Annotated in this window: 14 protein-coding genes; 8 read left to right on the top strand and 6 right to left on the bottom strand. The window is 67.0% G+C overall.

All coding sequences use genetic code 11. From position 1 onward, the window contains the following. Positions 1-61: 61 nt before the first annotated feature. On the top strand, positions 62-1,006 hold the full coding sequence (locus KEC55_RS28555) for a DUF2167 domain-containing protein (protein ID WP_282508462.1): 945 nt from the start codon (positions 62-64) through the stop codon (positions 1,004-1,006). Beyond that, entirely contained in the window at positions 1,003-1,728 is a 726-nt protein-coding gene (locus KEC55_RS28560) for a site-2 protease family protein (protein WP_282508463.1), read from the top strand. Before KEC55_RS28555 ends, KEC55_RS28560 begins: the two co-directional genes overlap by 4 nt. Positions 1,729-1,793: 65 nt before the next feature. Here the strand turns inward: KEC55_RS28560 and KEC55_RS28565 are convergent, their stop codons facing one another. Further along, on the bottom strand, positions 1,794-3,173 hold the full coding sequence (locus tag KEC55_RS28565; RefSeq protein WP_282508464.1) for an MFS transporter: 1,380 nt from the start codon (positions 3,171-3,173) through the stop codon (positions 1,794-1,796). A gap of 248 nt (positions 3,174-3,421) precedes the next feature. Here KEC55_RS28565 and KEC55_RS28570 point away from each other — a divergent pair, with 248 nt between their 5' ends. Next, on the top strand, positions 3,422-4,999 hold the full coding sequence (locus tag KEC55_RS28570; protein ID WP_282508465.1) for an aldehyde dehydrogenase (NADP(+)): 1,578 nt from the start codon (positions 3,422-3,424) through the stop codon (positions 4,997-4,999). Positions 5,000-5,145: 146 nt separating this feature from the next. Here the strand turns inward: KEC55_RS28570 and KEC55_RS28575 are convergent, their stop codons facing one another. Beyond that, the gene (locus KEC55_RS28575) at positions 5,146-5,517 is read right to left on the bottom strand and encodes a type II toxin-antitoxin system VapC family toxin (protein ID WP_060343311.1); all 372 of its coding nucleotides are present in this window, start codon (positions 5,515-5,517) and stop codon (positions 5,146-5,148) included. Further along, positions 5,514-5,711 (bottom strand): type II toxin-antitoxin system VapB family antitoxin, encoded by a 198-nt coding sequence (locus tag KEC55_RS28580; protein WP_006752328.1) that lies wholly within the window; start codon positions 5,709-5,711, stop codon positions 5,514-5,516. The genes KEC55_RS28575 and KEC55_RS28580 overlap by 4 nt, the downstream gene beginning before the upstream one ends. A gap of 249 nt (positions 5,712-5,960) precedes the next feature. Between KEC55_RS28580 and KEC55_RS28585 the strand changes: the two genes are divergently transcribed. Next, entirely contained in the window at positions 5,961-6,512 is a 552-nt protein-coding gene (locus KEC55_RS28585) for a hypothetical protein (RefSeq protein ID WP_282508466.1), read from the top strand. A gap of 152 nt (positions 6,513-6,664) precedes the next feature. Here KEC55_RS28585 and kdgD read toward each other — a convergent pair whose 3' ends face one another. After that, the gene (gene kdgD / locus KEC55_RS28590; RefSeq protein WP_282508467.1) at positions 6,665-7,579 is read right to left on the bottom strand and encodes a 5-dehydro-4-deoxyglucarate dehydratase; all 915 of its coding nucleotides are present in this window, start codon (positions 7,577-7,579) and stop codon (positions 6,665-6,667) included. 230 nt (positions 7,580-7,809) lie between these two features. On the opposite strand from kdgD, the gene garD reads away from it, so the two are divergent. From garD to KEC55_RS28610, 4 genes are all read left to right on the top strand, one after another. Next, positions 7,810-9,363, top strand: a complete 1,554-nt coding sequence (gene garD / locus KEC55_RS28595; protein ID WP_282508468.1) for a galactarate dehydratase — start codon at positions 7,810-7,812, stop codon at positions 9,361-9,363. A 197-nt stretch (positions 9,364-9,560) separates the two neighbouring features. Continuing rightward, a complete protein-coding gene (locus KEC55_RS28600) occupies positions 9,561-9,953 on the top strand; it encodes a nuclear transport factor 2 family protein (RefSeq protein ID WP_282508469.1) in 393 nt (130 codons plus the stop codon). A 79-nt stretch (positions 9,954-10,032) separates the two neighbouring features. Continuing rightward, the gene (locus KEC55_RS28605; protein WP_282508470.1) at positions 10,033-10,488 is read left to right on the top strand and encodes an RbsD/FucU family protein; all 456 of its coding nucleotides are present in this window, start codon (positions 10,033-10,035) and stop codon (positions 10,486-10,488) included. Between the two features lie 205 nt (positions 10,489-10,693). Further along, positions 10,694-11,131: a DoxX family protein gene (locus tag KEC55_RS28610; RefSeq protein WP_282508471.1), complete on the top strand. Its 438-nt coding sequence runs from the start codon at positions 10,694-10,696 to the stop codon at positions 11,129-11,131. A gap of 99 nt (positions 11,132-11,230) precedes the next feature. Here the strand turns inward: KEC55_RS28610 and KEC55_RS28615 are convergent, their stop codons facing one another. Both KEC55_RS28615 and KEC55_RS28620 read right to left on the bottom strand, forming a co-directional pair. Next, entirely contained in the window at positions 11,231-12,541 is a 1,311-nt protein-coding gene (locus tag KEC55_RS28615; protein ID WP_282508472.1) for an MFS transporter, read from the bottom strand. Between the two features lie 323 nt (positions 12,542-12,864). Then, positions 12,865-14,043 carry a branched-chain amino acid ABC transporter substrate-binding protein gene (locus tag KEC55_RS28620; RefSeq protein WP_415877970.1) on the bottom strand — a complete coding sequence of 393 codons (1,179 nt, stop codon included), beginning with the start codon at positions 14,041-14,043 and terminating at the stop codon, positions 12,865-12,867. Positions 14,044-14,546: the final 503 nt, after the last annotated feature.

Here is a 14,546-nt window from a genome sequence, read left to right on the forward strand (position 1 = left end):
TGAAAGCGCATGGGCCGACGCCGTGCATATTTGCGACAAGGCATTCCAGGGGAATCCAACAATGAAAAAACTTGCCGTCCGGCTCGCCTGCGTGGCGACGCTCGCACTCGCCGCGACCAGCGGTCACGCGCAGACCGAAGCTGCGCAGGTGGAAATGAGGGCCGCTGCCGCGGCTGCCAACGAAGCGGTCGTGAAAGGGCCGACCGAGATCGACGTGAAACACGAAGCCGTGCTGAAGCTGAAGGCCGGCGAGTCGTTCGTGCCGGCTGCCGAAGCCGGCCGCTACCTGCGCTCGATGGGCAACTCGATCGACGAATCGAAGCTGGTCGGCCTCGTGCTGCCCGACGATCCCGACGCCGACTGGATTTCCGTCGTGTCGTTCGAGCCGAGCGGCTATATCCGCGACGACGACGCGAAGGACTGGAAGCCCGACGAACTGCTGAAGAGCCTGCAGTCCGGCACCGAGGAAGACAACCCCGGGCGCAAGGAGCGCGGCCTGCCGGAAACCGAGGTGGTCGGCTGGGCGAAGGCGCCCGCGTACGACGCGGCCACGCACCGGCTCGTATGGTCCGCGATCATCCGCGACAAGGGCGCGGCGCCGAACGCCGAGAATGACGGCGTGAACTACCGGACGCTCGTGCTGGGCCGCGACGGCTACCTGTCGCTGACGATGGCGTCGACGCTCGCCGACCTGCCGAAATACAAGGCATCGGCCGACGACCTGCTGTCGAACATCAGTTTCAACGACGGCAAGCGCTATGCCGATTTCAACAAGTCGACCGACCACGTCGCCGAGTACGGCCTCGCGGCGCTGATCGTCGGCGTCGGCGCGAAGAAGCTCGGCCTGCTCGCGCTGATCGGCGCGTTCGCGGTGAAGTTCTTCAAGATCGGCGCGGTCGCGCTGCTGGCCGGCGGTGCGGCGCTGAAGCGCTTCTTCGGGCGCAAGCCGAAGGCGGCTGCGGTGCCGGTCGTCGCCGACGCATCCGACGCGGAGCGCAAGGAATGACGAAGCTGTTGCTGCTGATCTTCGGCGGCCTCAAGCTCGGCAAGGTGCTCGTGTCGGCGGGCACCATGCTCGCGTCGATCGCGGTTTACGCGGTGTTCTACGGCTGGCGGTTCGCGGCCGGGTTCGTCGCGCTGCTGCTGGTGCACGAAGCGGGTCACTACCTCGCCGCGCAGCGGCGCGGGCTCGACGTCGGGCTGCCGACCTTCATCCCGTTCGTCGGCGCATGGATCCAGCTGAAGGAGATGCCGCACGACGCGGAAACCGAGGCGTATGTCGGTCTCGCCGGGCCGTTCGTCGGCACGCTCGGCGCGCTGGCCTGCTATGCGGCCGCGCGCCACTACGACAGCAACCTGCTGCTCGCGCTGTCGTACACGGGCTTCTTCCTGAACCTGTTCAACATGATTCCGCTGTCGCCGTTCGATGGCGGGCGGATCACCGCGGTGCTGTCGCCGCGAATCTGGTTCGCGGGCGTGCCCGTGCTGATCGCGCTGTTCGTGTATCGCCCGAGCCCGTTGCTGATTGTGATGGCGATCCTCGCGCTGCCGCAGCTGCGGCGCGCGTGGCGCTACGATCCCGATGCGCCCGAAAACCGCGTGTATTACGCGACGTCGATCGAGACGAAGACGACTTACGCGCTCTGCTACGTCGGCCTGCTCGCGTTCCTCGCGCTGATGACGTCCGGCGTGCACGACATGCTGCAGGTTGCGCATTCCACGTCCTGATGCAAAAGACGGCGGCCGTTTTCGCGGCCGCCGTCGTTTTTCTTTTCCTTCCTTTTCGTCGAACCTCAGGCGTCGCGATGGCGCAATTCGACGCGCTTGATGTCCTTCACGATCACGAGATAGCTGAACACGGTGACGAGCGCGTTCAGCCCGACGAACACGAGTGCGCCGTTGAACGAGCCGCTCGCGCCGACGAGGTAGCCGATCGCGATCGGCGCGACGATGCCGGCCGTGTTGCCGAACATGTTGAACAGGCTGCCCGACAGGCCGATCGCTTCCTTCGGCGCGGTATCCGCGACAACGGCCCAGCCGAGCGAGCCGATGCCCTTGCCGAAGAACGACACGGCCATCAGCACGATCACGAGCGCTTCGCTGTCGACGTAGTTGCAGCCGATGATGACCATCGACAGCGCCATCCCGCCGACGATCGGAATCTTGCGCGCGAGCGTCAGCGACACGCCGCGCCGGATCAGCGCGTCCGACAGCATCCCGCCGAGCACGCCGCCGAGGAACCCGCAGATCGCGGGCAACGACGTCATGAAACCGGCCTTCAGCAGCGACATCCCGCGCGCCTGCACGAGGTAGATCGGAAACCACGTGAGGAAGAAGTAGGTGAGCACGTTCACGCAGTACTGGCCGAGGTACACGCCGATCAGCATCCGGTTCGACAGCAGCTGGCGCACGTAGTACCAGCCGGCGACGCGGCTGCTTTCCGAGCGCAGGCCGTCGGTGCCGCGCACGGTCGTGCGCACGAGGCCGCCGCCCTGTTCGATATGGTCGAGTTCCGCGCGGTTCACGGCCGGATGGTCGGCCGGATCCTTCATGACGCGCAGCCACAGGAACGCGAGCGCGATGCCGGCCAGGCCGAGCCACAGGTACACCTGGTGCCAGCCGTACGCATGCGTGAGCCACGCCATCAGCGGCGAGAACACGACGGCTGCGAAGTACTGCGCGGCGTTGAAGATCGCCGACGCGGTGCCGCGCTCGGCCGTCGGGAACCAGCTCGCGACGACTTTCGCATTGGCGGGGAACGCGGGCGCCTCGGCGATGCCGACCGCGAAGCGCATCGCGAACAGCGCGGCGACCGCGAACGCGGCGCTGCCGCCGAGGCCGATCGTGCTCTGCAGCAGCGTGAATGCCGACCACAGGAAGATGCTCGCCGCATACACGCGCCGTGCGCCGAAGCGGTCGAGCAGCCAGCCGCTCGGCAGTTGCGCGAGCACGTACGCCCAGCTGAACGCCGAGAAGATGTAGCCCATCGTCACCGGATCGATGCCGAACGCCTTGCGGATCGGCGTGCCGGTGATCGACAGCGTCGCGCGGTCCGCATAGTTGAGCGTCGTGACGACGAACAGCATCGCCAGGATCCAGTAGCGCACGACGGTCCGGCGCGCGGTGCGCGCGAGATCGAGCGGAAGATCGCGAGGGGTGGTCTGATTAGGCACTTTAATGTACGTCGTCGTATGACATGGGCCGAAGTTTATGAGTAATATCCGCACGCAGAAACCTCGGGTTTTCCCTCTGGAGGATGACGCGAGACGGTCAGAATTTCGCGGTTAGACTGGCGGAATAAGGATCTTTGGCCTGTCGGCAGTTGCCCGGCCGGCGGTCCAAAACATGAAATGATGTCGGCAGACATCGTATCTGTTGGGCTACAATGAGCAATCCATTCCCGAACCACGGAGCACACCCCATGCAACTGACAGGAGAGATGCTGATCGGCGCCGACGCGGTGGCCGGCTCGGCCGGAACCTTGCGCGCGTTCGACCCGACGAAGGGCGCGCCGATCGACGCGCCGGTGTTCGGTGTCGCGACGCAGGCCGACGTCGACCGCGCGTGCGAACTCGCGCGCGACGCGTTCGATGCGTACCGCGCGCAGCCGCTCGCGGCCCGCGCGGCGTTTCTCGACGCGATCGCCGATGAAATCGTCGCACTCGGCGACGCGCTGATCGAGCGCGCACACGCCGAAACGGGCCTGCCCGTCGCGCGGCTGCAGGGCGAGCGCGGCCGCACCGTCGGCCAGCTCCGGCTGTTCGCGCGCGTCGTGCGCGACGGGCGCTTCCTCGCCGCGTCGATCGATCCCGCCCAGCCCGCGCGCACGCCGCTGCCGCGTTCGGACCTCCGTCTGCAGAAAGTCGCGCTCGGGCCCGTCGTCGTGTTCGGCGCGAGCAACTTCCCGTTGGCGTTCTCGGTGGCCGGCGGCGATACGGCGTCGGCGCTCGCGGCCGGCTGCCCGGTGATCGTGAAGGCGCACGAGGCGCACCTCGGCACGTCCGAGCTGGTCGGCCGCGCGATCCGCGCCGCCGTCGCGAAAACCGGCATGCCGGCCGGCGTGTTCTCGCTGCTGGTCGGCCCCGGCCGCGTGATCGGCGCGGCGCTCGTCAGCCATCCGGCGGTCCAGGCCGTCGGCTTTACCGGTTCGCGGCAAGGCGGCATGGCGCTCGTGCAGCTCGCGAACGCGCGCCCGCAGCCGATTCCCGTCTACGCGGAAATGAGCAGCATCAATCCGGTCGTGCTGTTCCCGGCCGCGCTCGCCGCGCGTGGCGACGCGATCGCGACGGGCTTCGTCGATTCGCTGACGCTCGGCGTCGGCCAGTTCTGTACGAATCCGGGCCTGGTGCTGGCGATCGACGGCCCCGATCTCGACCGCTTCGAAACCGTCGCCGCGCAGGCGCTCGCGAAGAAGCCGGCCGGCGTGATGCTCACGCGCGGCATTGCCGATGCGTACCGCAATGGCCGCGGCAAGCTGGCCGAACTGCCGGGCGTGCGCGAAATCGGCACGGGCGAGCCGGCGCGGACCGAATGCCAGGCGGGCGGCGCGCTGTACGAAGTCGGCGCGCAAGCTTTCCTGGCCGAGCCGGCGTTCAGCCACGAGATGTTCGGGCCGGCGTCGCTGATCGTGCGCTGCCGCGATCTCGACGAAGTCGCGCGCGTGCTGGAAGCGCTCGAAGGCCAGCTGACGGCAACGCTCCAGATGGACGCCGACGACAAGCCGCACGCGCGCCGGCTGCTGCCGATCCTCGAACGCAAGGCCGGGCGCCTGCTCGTCAACGGCTACCCGACTGGCGTCGAGGTGTGCGATGCGATGGTGCACGGCGGGCCGTTCCCCGCGACGTCGAACCCGGCCGTCACGTCGGTCGGCGCGACGGCGATCGAGCGTTTCCTGCGGCCCGTGTGCTATCAGGACTTCCCTGACGACCTGCTGCCGCAAGGGTTGCAGGAAGGCAATCCGCTCGCGATTCCGAGGCTGCGGGACGGGAAGGCGGAGTGACGGACGGGGACGACTGAGCGCGCGATTTCCGGCGGCCGGTGCGTCGGGGGCGGTGCCAGCACGCAGACACCAAAAGGCGGAAGTGGCCGGTGGGCCGCTTCCGCCTTTTTTGCATGACGGGTTTCGGTGCTGCGGGGTTGGTTCGGTCAGTGAGCGGGGTGGGCGGCGAGTTGCAGGCGTTCGGCCGCAGCCAGCAGACGGCGGTCGCGTGTCCACAGCTTGCTGCCGCTGGTCAGTCGAACCGACGCGAGCAGGTGGGCATCGACGTAACCGATGCCGAGCCCGTAAAGCGGTGCGACGTCGATCATGCGTTGAACTTCGTCATCGGTTGCTGCCGCGGCGGCGGGGAGGTCGCGTAGCGCATCCAGCACGGTTTCGCGATCACGCAAGCTGCCGAGCGCAAGTTCGCCGACGACGAACGGATGGATCAATACCCGTTCGGCTTCCAGCAGCGTGGTGAGCGTTGCATCGCCAGCTCTCAGGTGATCGATCCAGACCGAAGTGTCGACAAGAATCATGCTGGCTCCGATGGGCGGCGCGGAACGGATTCGAGATCGGGTTCGGTGCCGCCGAGGCGAGCCAGCCGTCGTGCGCTTTCACGGGCAATCAGCGCGCGCAGCGCTTCTCTGACCAGCGCCGATTTTTCGGTGACGCCGGTCAATTGCTGCGCTTTCGCAAGCAGGGCGTCGTCCAGCGATAAGGTGGTGCGCATGATCGGCTCCGAAAAGATCGAGGCATCAATTATGTCACCGATTGATGTCGATTGTGATGCGGTGCGCCAATAAGATGGCGAGCAGGCGTGGTGTCGGATCGGGGGGCGGCGTGGCGGTACCGAGTGCAAAACGGTCGCAAATGGCGCCTTCCCCGTCTCCCGAATTTCTCCTACAGTAGCGATGCCTCGGGCCGCCCGGCCCGCAGGCGAGCCTGAGAGACCGACAAAAGACAACGAGGAGCCCCTCCAATGAACATCAACAAGCGTGGCGATCACCTGTTCGCGGCCGGATTGTGGAAAGCGATCGGCGACGTCGCGAAATCCGTGCGCACCCAGGTCGGCCAGTACAGCGAAGGACGCGTGCTCGCGAACGCGCTGCAGGAATTCCAGCGCGACCTTGGCGGCAGCGAATTCGACGTGACGATCAACCAGGGGCGGCTCGTCACCGGCGCCGACGCACATTCGCTCGTGTTCGGGCAGGCCGTCCGCCGTTTCCGGCAGGACATGGAGGCGCTGGTGTTCGCGCTCCAGTACCGGCGCGGCATCGACGAACGCGACCCGAATCTGCGCACCGAAGCGCTGATGCAGGCGAACAGCCAGCTCGCGACCGCGAAGCAGTCGGCGACGATCACGGTCGGCCGGTTCTTCGATGCGGTCGTCGACCGCGACGTGCTCGGGCAGATCCTCGACGGCGAATCGAATGCGCGTGCCCGCACGGGTGCGCAGGGCCAGATCGAGGCGACGCGCGTGAAGCTGGGGAACGTGCGCTACCGGATCGTCGGGATCATCGCGCAGATGTGACGGCGACGGCATGCATCGCGGCGGATGCGTGCGTCATGGCGCAAAGGAAAGGCAAGGGAAGGCGAAAACGATCGCGGCCGGCGCGTACCGGCCGCGATGCAGGACTGCCGGCGGCGGCGCCGATGAAAGCGCGCGCCGCCGGCGATACCCGCTTACTGCGGGCCCATCTTCTTGATCAGCACGTCGAGCTCGGCCGCTTCGGCTTCGGTGAGGTCGATGAGCGGCGCACGCACCGGGCCCGCGTCGTGGCCGACGAGCTTCGCGCCCGCCTTCACGATGCTGACCGCATAACCCGCGCGGCGGTTGCGGATCTTCAGGTACGGCAGGAAGAAGTCGTCGATCAGGCGGCCGACCGTCGCGTGGTCGTCCTTCGCGATCGCTTCGTAGAAGTCCATCGCCGTCTTCGGGATGAAGTTGAACACGGCCGACGAGTACACCGGCACGCCGAGCGCCTTGTACGCGGCCGCATAGACTTCCGCCGTCGGCAGGCCGCCGAGGTACGCGAAGCGGTCGCCGAGGCGGCGGCGGATCGTGACCATGCTCTCGATTTCGCCGACACCGTCCTTGAAGCCGATCAGGTTCGGGCAACGGTCGGCGAGGCGCTCGAGCATGTCGGCGTTCAGCTTCGAATTCGCGCGGTTGTACACCACGACGCCGATCTTCAGCGCGCGGCATACCTGCTCGACGTGATCGGCGATCCCTTCCTGGCTCGCTTCGGTCAGGTAGTGCGGCATCAGCAGCACGCCGCTCGCGCCGAGGCGCTCGGCTTCCTGCGCATACTCGATTGCGACGCGCGTCGCGCCGCCCGCGCCTGCTAGGATCGGCACCTTGCCCTTGCAGGTTTCCGTCGCGACGCGGATCACGTCCGAATACTCGCGCTGCGTGAGCGAGAAGAATTCGCCAGTGCCGCCCGCCGCGAACAGCGCGCTCGCGCCGTACGGCGCGAGCCATTCCAGGCGCTCGGCGTAGGTGCTCGGGCGGAAGCTGCCGTCGGCGTCGAAATCCGTCAGCGGAAACGACAGCAGGCCGTGGGAGATGATCTGTTTGAGTTCTTGCGGTGAAGTCATGGTTGGGGTCGTCCGTCTAGCGCGAGTGCTGGGTTCGTCGGGAACGGCATACGAGCCGAATTGGCGATGTCGTTGTATGTCATCGTACAACGAGGGAAGGGGTGGCGCAAGCGGTTTGCTGGTCGTTCAAGGGTAGGGTCTTTCCGGATAAGGGTTTACGCAGCATCGCCGGTTGAGGTTGAATGTCGTATGATGACTAACGATATGGCCGATAGCCCCCAGGAATTGCAATGACTGCTTCCCCTCTCTACATCCGCGTGCACCCGGACGACAACGTCGCGATCGTCGTCAACGACGGCGGCCTGCCCGAAGGTGCGACGTTCGCCGACGGGCTGACGCTGTGCGAAGGCGTGCCGCAGGGGCACAAGGTCGCGCTCGTCGATCTCGCGGCCGGCGACCCGGTCGTCCGCTACAACGTGGTGATCGGCTACGCGCTGACCGACCTGCGGCGCGGCAGCTGGGTCAACGAGCGCACGATGCGCATGCCGGAGCCGCCGGGGCTCGACGACCTGCCGCTCGCGACGCGCGCCGCGCCACCGCTCGAGCCGCTCGAAGGCTATACGTTCGAAGGCTTCCGCAATGCCGACGGCTCGGTCGGCACGCGCAACATCCTCGCGATCACGACGACCGTGCAGTGCGTGTCGGGCGTCGTCGAGCATGCGGTGAAGCGGATCAAGGACGAACTGCTGCCGCGCTACCCGAACGTCGACGACGTGGTCGGACTCGAGCACACGTATGGCTGCGGCGTCGCGATCGACGCGCCCGATGCCGACATCCCGATCCGCACGCTGCGCAACATCAGCCTGAATCCGAACTTTGGCGGCGAAGTGATGACCGTGAGCCTCGGCTGCGAGAAGCTGCAGCCCGAGCGCCTGCTGCCGCCGGGCGCGATTCCGGTGACCGCCGACGGCGCGGCCGGCAACGGCGGCGTCGTATGCCTGCAGGACGCCGCGCACGTCGGTTTCAACTCGATGATCGACTCGATCATGAAGATGGCCGAATCGCATCTCGAGCGGCTGAACCGCCGCCGCCGCGAGACGTGCCCGGCGTCGGATCTCGTCGTCGGCGTGCAGTGCGGCGGCAGCGACGCGTTCTCGGGGCTGACTGCCAATCCGGCCGTCGGCTTCGCGGCCGACCTGCTGGTGCGGGCAGGCGCGACGATCATGTTCTCGGAAGTGACCGAAGTGCGCGACGGCGTCGCGCAGCTCACGTCGCGTGCGGCGAACGAGGACGTTGCACGCGAGATCATCCGCGAGATGGACTGGTACGACCGCTACCTGGAGCGCGGCCGCGTCGACCGCAGCGCGAACACGACGCCCGGCAACAAGAAGGGCGGCCTGTCGAACATCGTCGAGAAGGCGATGGGGTCGATCGTGAAGTCGGGCAGCGCGCCGATCGCCGGCGTCGTGCGTCCCGGCGATCGTGCGCGGCAGAAGGGGCTGCTGTACGCGGCGACGCCCGCGAGCGATTTCATCTGCGGCACGCTGCAGCTCGCGGCCGGGATGAACCTGCACATCTTCACGACCGGCCGCGGTACGCCGTACGGCCTCGCGCAGGTGCCGGTGATCAAGGTCGCGACGCGCAGCGATCTCGCGCGCCGCTGGCACGACCTGATGGATCTCGACGCGGGGCAGATCGCGACCGGCGCGGCGACGATCGAGGACACGGGCTGGGAACTGTTCCGGCTGATGCTCGACGTCGCGAGCGGCAAGCGCCGCACGTGGGCCGAACAATGGAAGCTCGCGAACGCGCTGACGCTGTTCAATCCGGCGCCGGTGACCTGACCCGCGCGGGCGTGGCTGGCAAGACGATGCGGGCGCCTTCGGGCGCCCGTTTTCATTGCGGCGGCGCAGGCCGGTGCGATTTCCTTACCTCGTACGTAATCGACCGCCCACGCGAGACCGGCGACGATGACTGCACGCGAATACGAAACACGCAACGTTCGCGATCTCGTCCTCTCATCGACACAAGGAGCCTCGCCATGAACACCGCCCAGTCCGCTTCGTCCGTTCACGCCGACCTGATCGACCGCTACTTCGACGCATGGAACGAATCCGACGTCGCGCGCCGCCGCGCGCTGATCGATGCGACCTACGCGAGCGACGCGGCGTATCGCGATCCGCTGATGGCCGGCGATGGCCACGCGGGCATCGACACGATGATCGCGGCCGTGCAGGAACGCTTCCCTGCATACCGTTTTCACCGTACGACCGACGTCGACGCATTCGGCCAGCACCTGCGGTTCTCGTGGGCGCTCGTGTCGCCCGACGGCGCGGCGATCGTGAAGGGTTCGGACTTCGGCACCGTCGACGCATCGGGCCGCCTCGCGACGGTCACGGGTTTCATCGACGAAATGCCGGCCGCGGCGTCGTGACGCGAGCGGTGCATGCACAACTGCCGCCGGGATCGGGTAACGTTATGCGGTTTGTTCCTGACCCCGGAGACTAGCCGACATGCTGAAGAATCTCGACCCGCTGCTGCACGCCGACATCCTGCACACGCTGCGCGCGATGGGCCACGGCGACGACATTGCGATCTGCGACGCGAATTTCCCGGCGGAATCCGTCGCGGAGCACACGGTGGTCGGCCGCGCGCTGCGGATCGACGGCGCCGATTCGGCGCGCGTCGCGCGCGCGGTGCTGTCCGTGCTGCCGCTCGATACGTTCGTCGACACGCCGGCATGGCGGATGGAAGTCGTCGGCGACGCGGCCGTGGTGCCGCCCGTGCAGCGCGAGGTGCAGGCCGAGATCGATCGCGCGGAAGGGCGTGCGGTGCCGCTCGCGGGCATCGACCGATTCGCGTTCTACGAGCGCGCGCAGCAGGCCTACGCGGTGATCGTCACCGGCGAGCTGCGCGGCTACGGCTGCTTCATCTTCAAGAAAGGCGTGTTGTTGAGCGACGCGGGCTAAACGCGGCTTTTGCCGCTTTTTCGTGCCGCTGCCGGCGGGCCGTGCCGCCGCCGCCGTGTAAAGATTTGCTACAACCTTTTTCTTGGACACGGCCGAAAGACCCTCTATGCTGGCCCATTTGCCGCGGGCCCCGCAGGGCCGTGCGGCGCCGAGCCGGATGGGCGCGCCCCGTGCGGCCGGCCGAATTGCATACGAGGAGAGAGGCATGACGCGTTCCGTCGATTCCGGCGTCATTTTTTTCGCGCGCCTGGCGCTGGCGGCGTTGTTCCTGTGGGGCGGCGTGATGAAGCTGCTCGGCTACAGCGATTTCGTTGGCTACCTGCACGGGCTGAACGTGCCGTATCCGCAGGTGATCGGGCCGATCGTCGTCACGATCGAGGCGCTCGGCGGGCTGCTGCTGATCGTCGGCTACAAGGTGAAGCCGCTGGCGCTGCTGATGGCGTTCTACACGGTCGCGACCGCCATGGTTGGACACAATTTCTGGGACGCGACCGACGCTGCGGTCCAGCACGACATGGTGATCCATTTCTGGAAGAACATCGCGATCGCCGGCGGGTTCCTGCTGCTGTACGTGACCGGCGCCGGCGGCGCGAGTATCGATGGCCTGCGCCGGCCGAGTTCGTCGTACGGCGGCCTGCGCTGATCGCACGCGCACCGTTACGCTGAAGCAAAAAGAAAAGGGCAGAATCCCGCGGGATTCGGCCCTTTGTTCATGGAACGGGCGCCGGCGCCGGCGTTCCGCTTAGTGTGCGTCCTTCACGTCCTTCGCATCCTTCGAGAACTGCACGGCGATCGCGCCGAGCACGCAGATCGCCGCGACGTACACGACCGGCGCGAGCGGATTCGACTTCATCATCAGCGACACGATCACCGGCGTGAGACCGCCGAAGATCGCGTAGGCGACGTTGTACGAGAACGAGATGCCCGAGAAGCGCACGACGGCCGGGAAGCTCTTGACCATTACGAACGGCACCGCGCCGATCGTGCCGACCATGAAGCCCGCGATCCCGTAGTAGAGCGGCAGCGTCGATGCGTCGGCCGCGACCTGCACGAACAGCAGGTAGTAGCACGCGGCGAGCCCGAGGCCGCCGATGGCGAGCACGCGCTTCGCGCCGATCCAGCCCGCGAGCGAACCCGCGGTGATGCAGCCGACCGTCAGGCACAGCGTCGCGACGCTGTTCGCGAACAGCGTCGTCGCGGGCGTCAGGTGGAACTGCTTCTGCAGCAGCGCGGGCGTCATCAGGATCACGACGACGATCGCGGCCGACAGCATCCACGTGAGCAGCATCGACACGATCACCGCGCGGCCGTGGTCGCGCAGCACGGCCTTCAGCGGAATCTCGGCCGCGAGCGCCTTCTTCGCCTTCATCTCGGCGAACACCGGCGTTTCGTGCAGCCAGCGGCGCAGGTACACGGAGAACAGCCCGAACACACCGCCCAGCAGGAACGGGATGCGCCACGCGAACGCGCCGACTTCGGCGGCCGAGTAGCGGCTGTTGATGCCGGCGGCGACGAGCGAGCCGAGCAGGATGCCGGCCGTGAGGCCCGCCGTCAGCGTGCCGCACGCATAGCCGATGTGGCGCGACGGCACGTGCTCGGACACGAACACCCACGCGCCCGGCACTTCGCCGCCGACGGCCGCGCCCTGCAGTACGCGGAACAGCAGCAGCAACACCGGTGCGAGGATGCCGATCGAGTCGTAGGTCGGCAGCAGGCCCATCAGCAGCGTCGGCACCGACATCATCAGCACGCTCAGCGTGAACATCCGCTTGCGGCCGAACAGGTCGCCGAAGTGCGCCATGATCACGCCGCCGAGCGGGCGCGCGAGATAGCCGGCCGCGAAGATGCCGAACGTCTGCAACTGGCGCAGCCAGTCGGGAATGTCGTGCGGGAAGAACAGTTGCCCAATCGCCGGCGCGAAGAACACGAAGATGATGAAGTCGTAGAACTCGAGGGCGCCGCCGAGTGCGGCAAGGCCAAGGGTCTTGTAGTCGCTGCGCGTGAGCGCGCGTTCGGCGGCGCGAGGCACGCCGCTCAATTCGGAAGCTTGCATGGTCAGGACGATCGGTTTTCGAATGTTGTTGTCGGTGCTGCGTCTCCAGGGCCCGCTATCGGCATGGACTGACAAGGCGCGGCTTGCATCGTCGAAGCGTGCCGCGTGCCGGGTGAGGCACGAAACACGCGCCGCCGCACCGGGATGGGGCGCGGCGGAGACGAAGCGTCAAAGCGGGTTGGGGGATTCTACAGGAGCGCGAAATGCCTGCGCGCGAGTGCGTGCCGAGGCGGGCTTCGAACCACGCAGCCGAAGCGTGTGCGGCGGGGCGGCCGGTGAGCCGCCCGCGCGCCGTGCGAGAGGGAGGTTGCGGATCAGCCGGCTCAGTTGCCGGCGATCGTATCGACCGGCTTGAACGCGCCGTGTTCAACCTTATAGATTGTCACCGGCGCATCCCTGAGGTCGCCCTTCGGGTCGTACGCGATGCTCGGGGCCGACACGCCCTTGACCGACACCTTGCCGAGATACGGCGTGTACACCTTCGGATCGGTCGAGTTCGCGTCCTTCATCGCGGTGAGCAGCGCGATCGTGCCGTCATACGAGTACGGCGAGTAGGTGATCACGTCTTCGTTGAAGCGCGCCTTGTAGCGTGCCGCGTAGCCGGAGAAGCCCGGCATCTTTTCCTTTGGCAGCCCGCCCATGTAGACGATCGCGCCTTCGGCCGCTTCGCCGCCCACCTTCAGGAACGTCGGCGAGCGCGACATCTCGCCCGTCACGAATGCCGACTTCATCCCGAGCTGGCGCATCTTGCGGATCATCGGCGACGATTGCGCGTCGCCGCCGCCGTAGAAGATCGCGTCCGGGTTCATCCCCTTGAGGTTGGTCAGGATCGCGGAGAAATCGAGCGCCTTGTCGTTCGTGAAGTCGCGCTTGATGATCGTGCCGCCCGCGGCCTCGACGGCCTTCGCGAATTCGTCGGCGATGCCCTGGCCGTAGGCCGTGCGGTCGTCGATGATCGCGATGCGCTTGAAACGCAGCGTCTTCACCGCGTACGTGCCGACGATGCGGCCGGCCTGCGCGTCGCTCGTCAGCAGCCGGTAGGTCGTCTTGTAGCCGCGCGCCGTGTATTGCGGCGACGTCGCCATCGAGATCTGCGGCAGCCCGGCGCGATCGTACAGGTCGGATGCCGGAATGCTGGTGCCCGAGTTGAAGTGGCCGATGATCCCGCGGACGTTGTCGTCGATCAGCCGCTGCGCGACGGTCGTGCCGGTGCGCGGGTCGGCCTGGTCGTCCTGCGAGTCGAGCTGGAACGTGACGGGCTTGCCGCCGATCGTCGGATGCGTCGCGTTGAAATCGGCGATCGCGAGCTGCACGCCCTTCTGCATGTCCGTGCCGTAATTCGACTGCGGGCCGGTCAGCGGTGCGGCGAAACCGATCTTGACGACGTCGGCGGCGATGGCGTGCGCGCCCGACAGTGCGCCGGCAACGGCCAGCGCGACGTGCGATACCTTCAGCTTCACTTTCACTTCCCCTTGATGGCGTGGTTGGGCCGCCGCCGGCATGCGGGCCGGCGCCGGTAAACCGGGCGAGACGTATCGGTCGGCAGACCGATGCGATGGCGGTGCAGGTTCGCAGCGTGCCGCCCGTGCTGTGCCGGAATCGGCGTGCGCGACGGCGGGTGCGGCGGGCCGTGCGTGCCGATTGCTGCAGCGGCGGGATGTCGTCTCGTGACCGTGAAGCAAAGTCTAGGTAGCGAAAATGCGGGCGTCTTGCGCGTTCGGTGCGCAGCCGGCGACGATATCGGCATATCGTCGATAACCCTGATATATGCCGAAATCGTCACGCCGAATGCGCAATCGCGCCAAGACGCGAGGCGTCCGCATTTTTAGGATGGCGGATTCGGCGGCGTGTTGCCTGAACGTCGGCGCGGCACGCCGGCAGCAAGCGAAGGCGTAACCGTGGCCGATCGCTCACGCGTGTCGCAGTGGTTGCGCGCGCAACCTGTATCGCGAACCGATGCTTGCCGATCATGATGTGCGATGCGACTGTCCGTCTGCCTGACCGT

Origin of the sequence: Burkholderia cepacia, assembly GCF_029962485.1 — a bacterium.
Taxonomy (GTDB): domain Bacteria; phylum Pseudomonadota; class Gammaproteobacteria; order Burkholderiales; family Burkholderiaceae; genus Burkholderia.

Bases quoted from the DNA above. Each gene is read 5' to 3' on its own strand.
- KEC55_RS28555 (WP_282508462.1), top strand. From the start codon at position 62: ATGAAAAAACTTGCCGTCCGGCTCGCCTGCGTGGCGACGCTCGCACTC.
- KEC55_RS28560 (WP_282508463.1), top strand. From the start codon at position 1,003: ATGACGAAGCTGTTGCTGCTGATCTTCGGCGGCCTCAAGCTCGGCAAG.
- KEC55_RS28570 (WP_282508465.1), top strand. From the start codon at position 3,422: ATGCAACTGACAGGAGAGATGCTGATCGGCGCCGACGCGGTGGCCGGC.
- KEC55_RS28575 (WP_060343311.1), bottom strand. From the start codon at position 5,517: ATGATTCTTGTCGACACTTCGGTCTGGATCGATCACCTGAGAGCTGGC.
- KEC55_RS28580 (WP_006752328.1), bottom strand. From the start codon at position 5,711: ATGCGCACCACCTTATCGCTGGACGACGCCCTGCTTGCGAAAGCGCAG.
- KEC55_RS28585 (WP_282508466.1), top strand. From the start codon at position 5,961: ATGAACATCAACAAGCGTGGCGATCACCTGTTCGCGGCCGGATTGTGG.
- kdgD (WP_282508467.1), bottom strand. From the start codon at position 7,579: ATGACTTCACCGCAAGAACTCAAACAGATCATCTCCCACGGCCTGCTG.
- garD (WP_282508468.1), top strand. From the start codon at position 7,810: ATGACTGCTTCCCCTCTCTACATCCGCGTGCACCCGGACGACAACGTC.
- KEC55_RS28600 (WP_282508469.1), top strand. From the start codon at position 9,561: ATGAACACCGCCCAGTCCGCTTCGTCCGTTCACGCCGACCTGATCGAC.
- KEC55_RS28605 (WP_282508470.1), top strand. From the start codon at position 10,033: ATGCTGAAGAATCTCGACCCGCTGCTGCACGCCGACATCCTGCACACG.
- KEC55_RS28610 (WP_282508471.1), top strand. From the start codon at position 10,694: ATGACGCGTTCCGTCGATTCCGGCGTCATTTTTTTCGCGCGCCTGGCG.
- KEC55_RS28615 (WP_282508472.1), bottom strand. From the start codon at position 12,541: ATGCAAGCTTCCGAATTGAGCGGCGTGCCTCGCGCCGCCGAACGCGCG.
- KEC55_RS28620 (WP_415877970.1), bottom strand. From the start codon at position 14,043: ATGCCGGCGGCGGCCCAACCACGCCATCAAGGGGAAGTGAAAGTGAAG.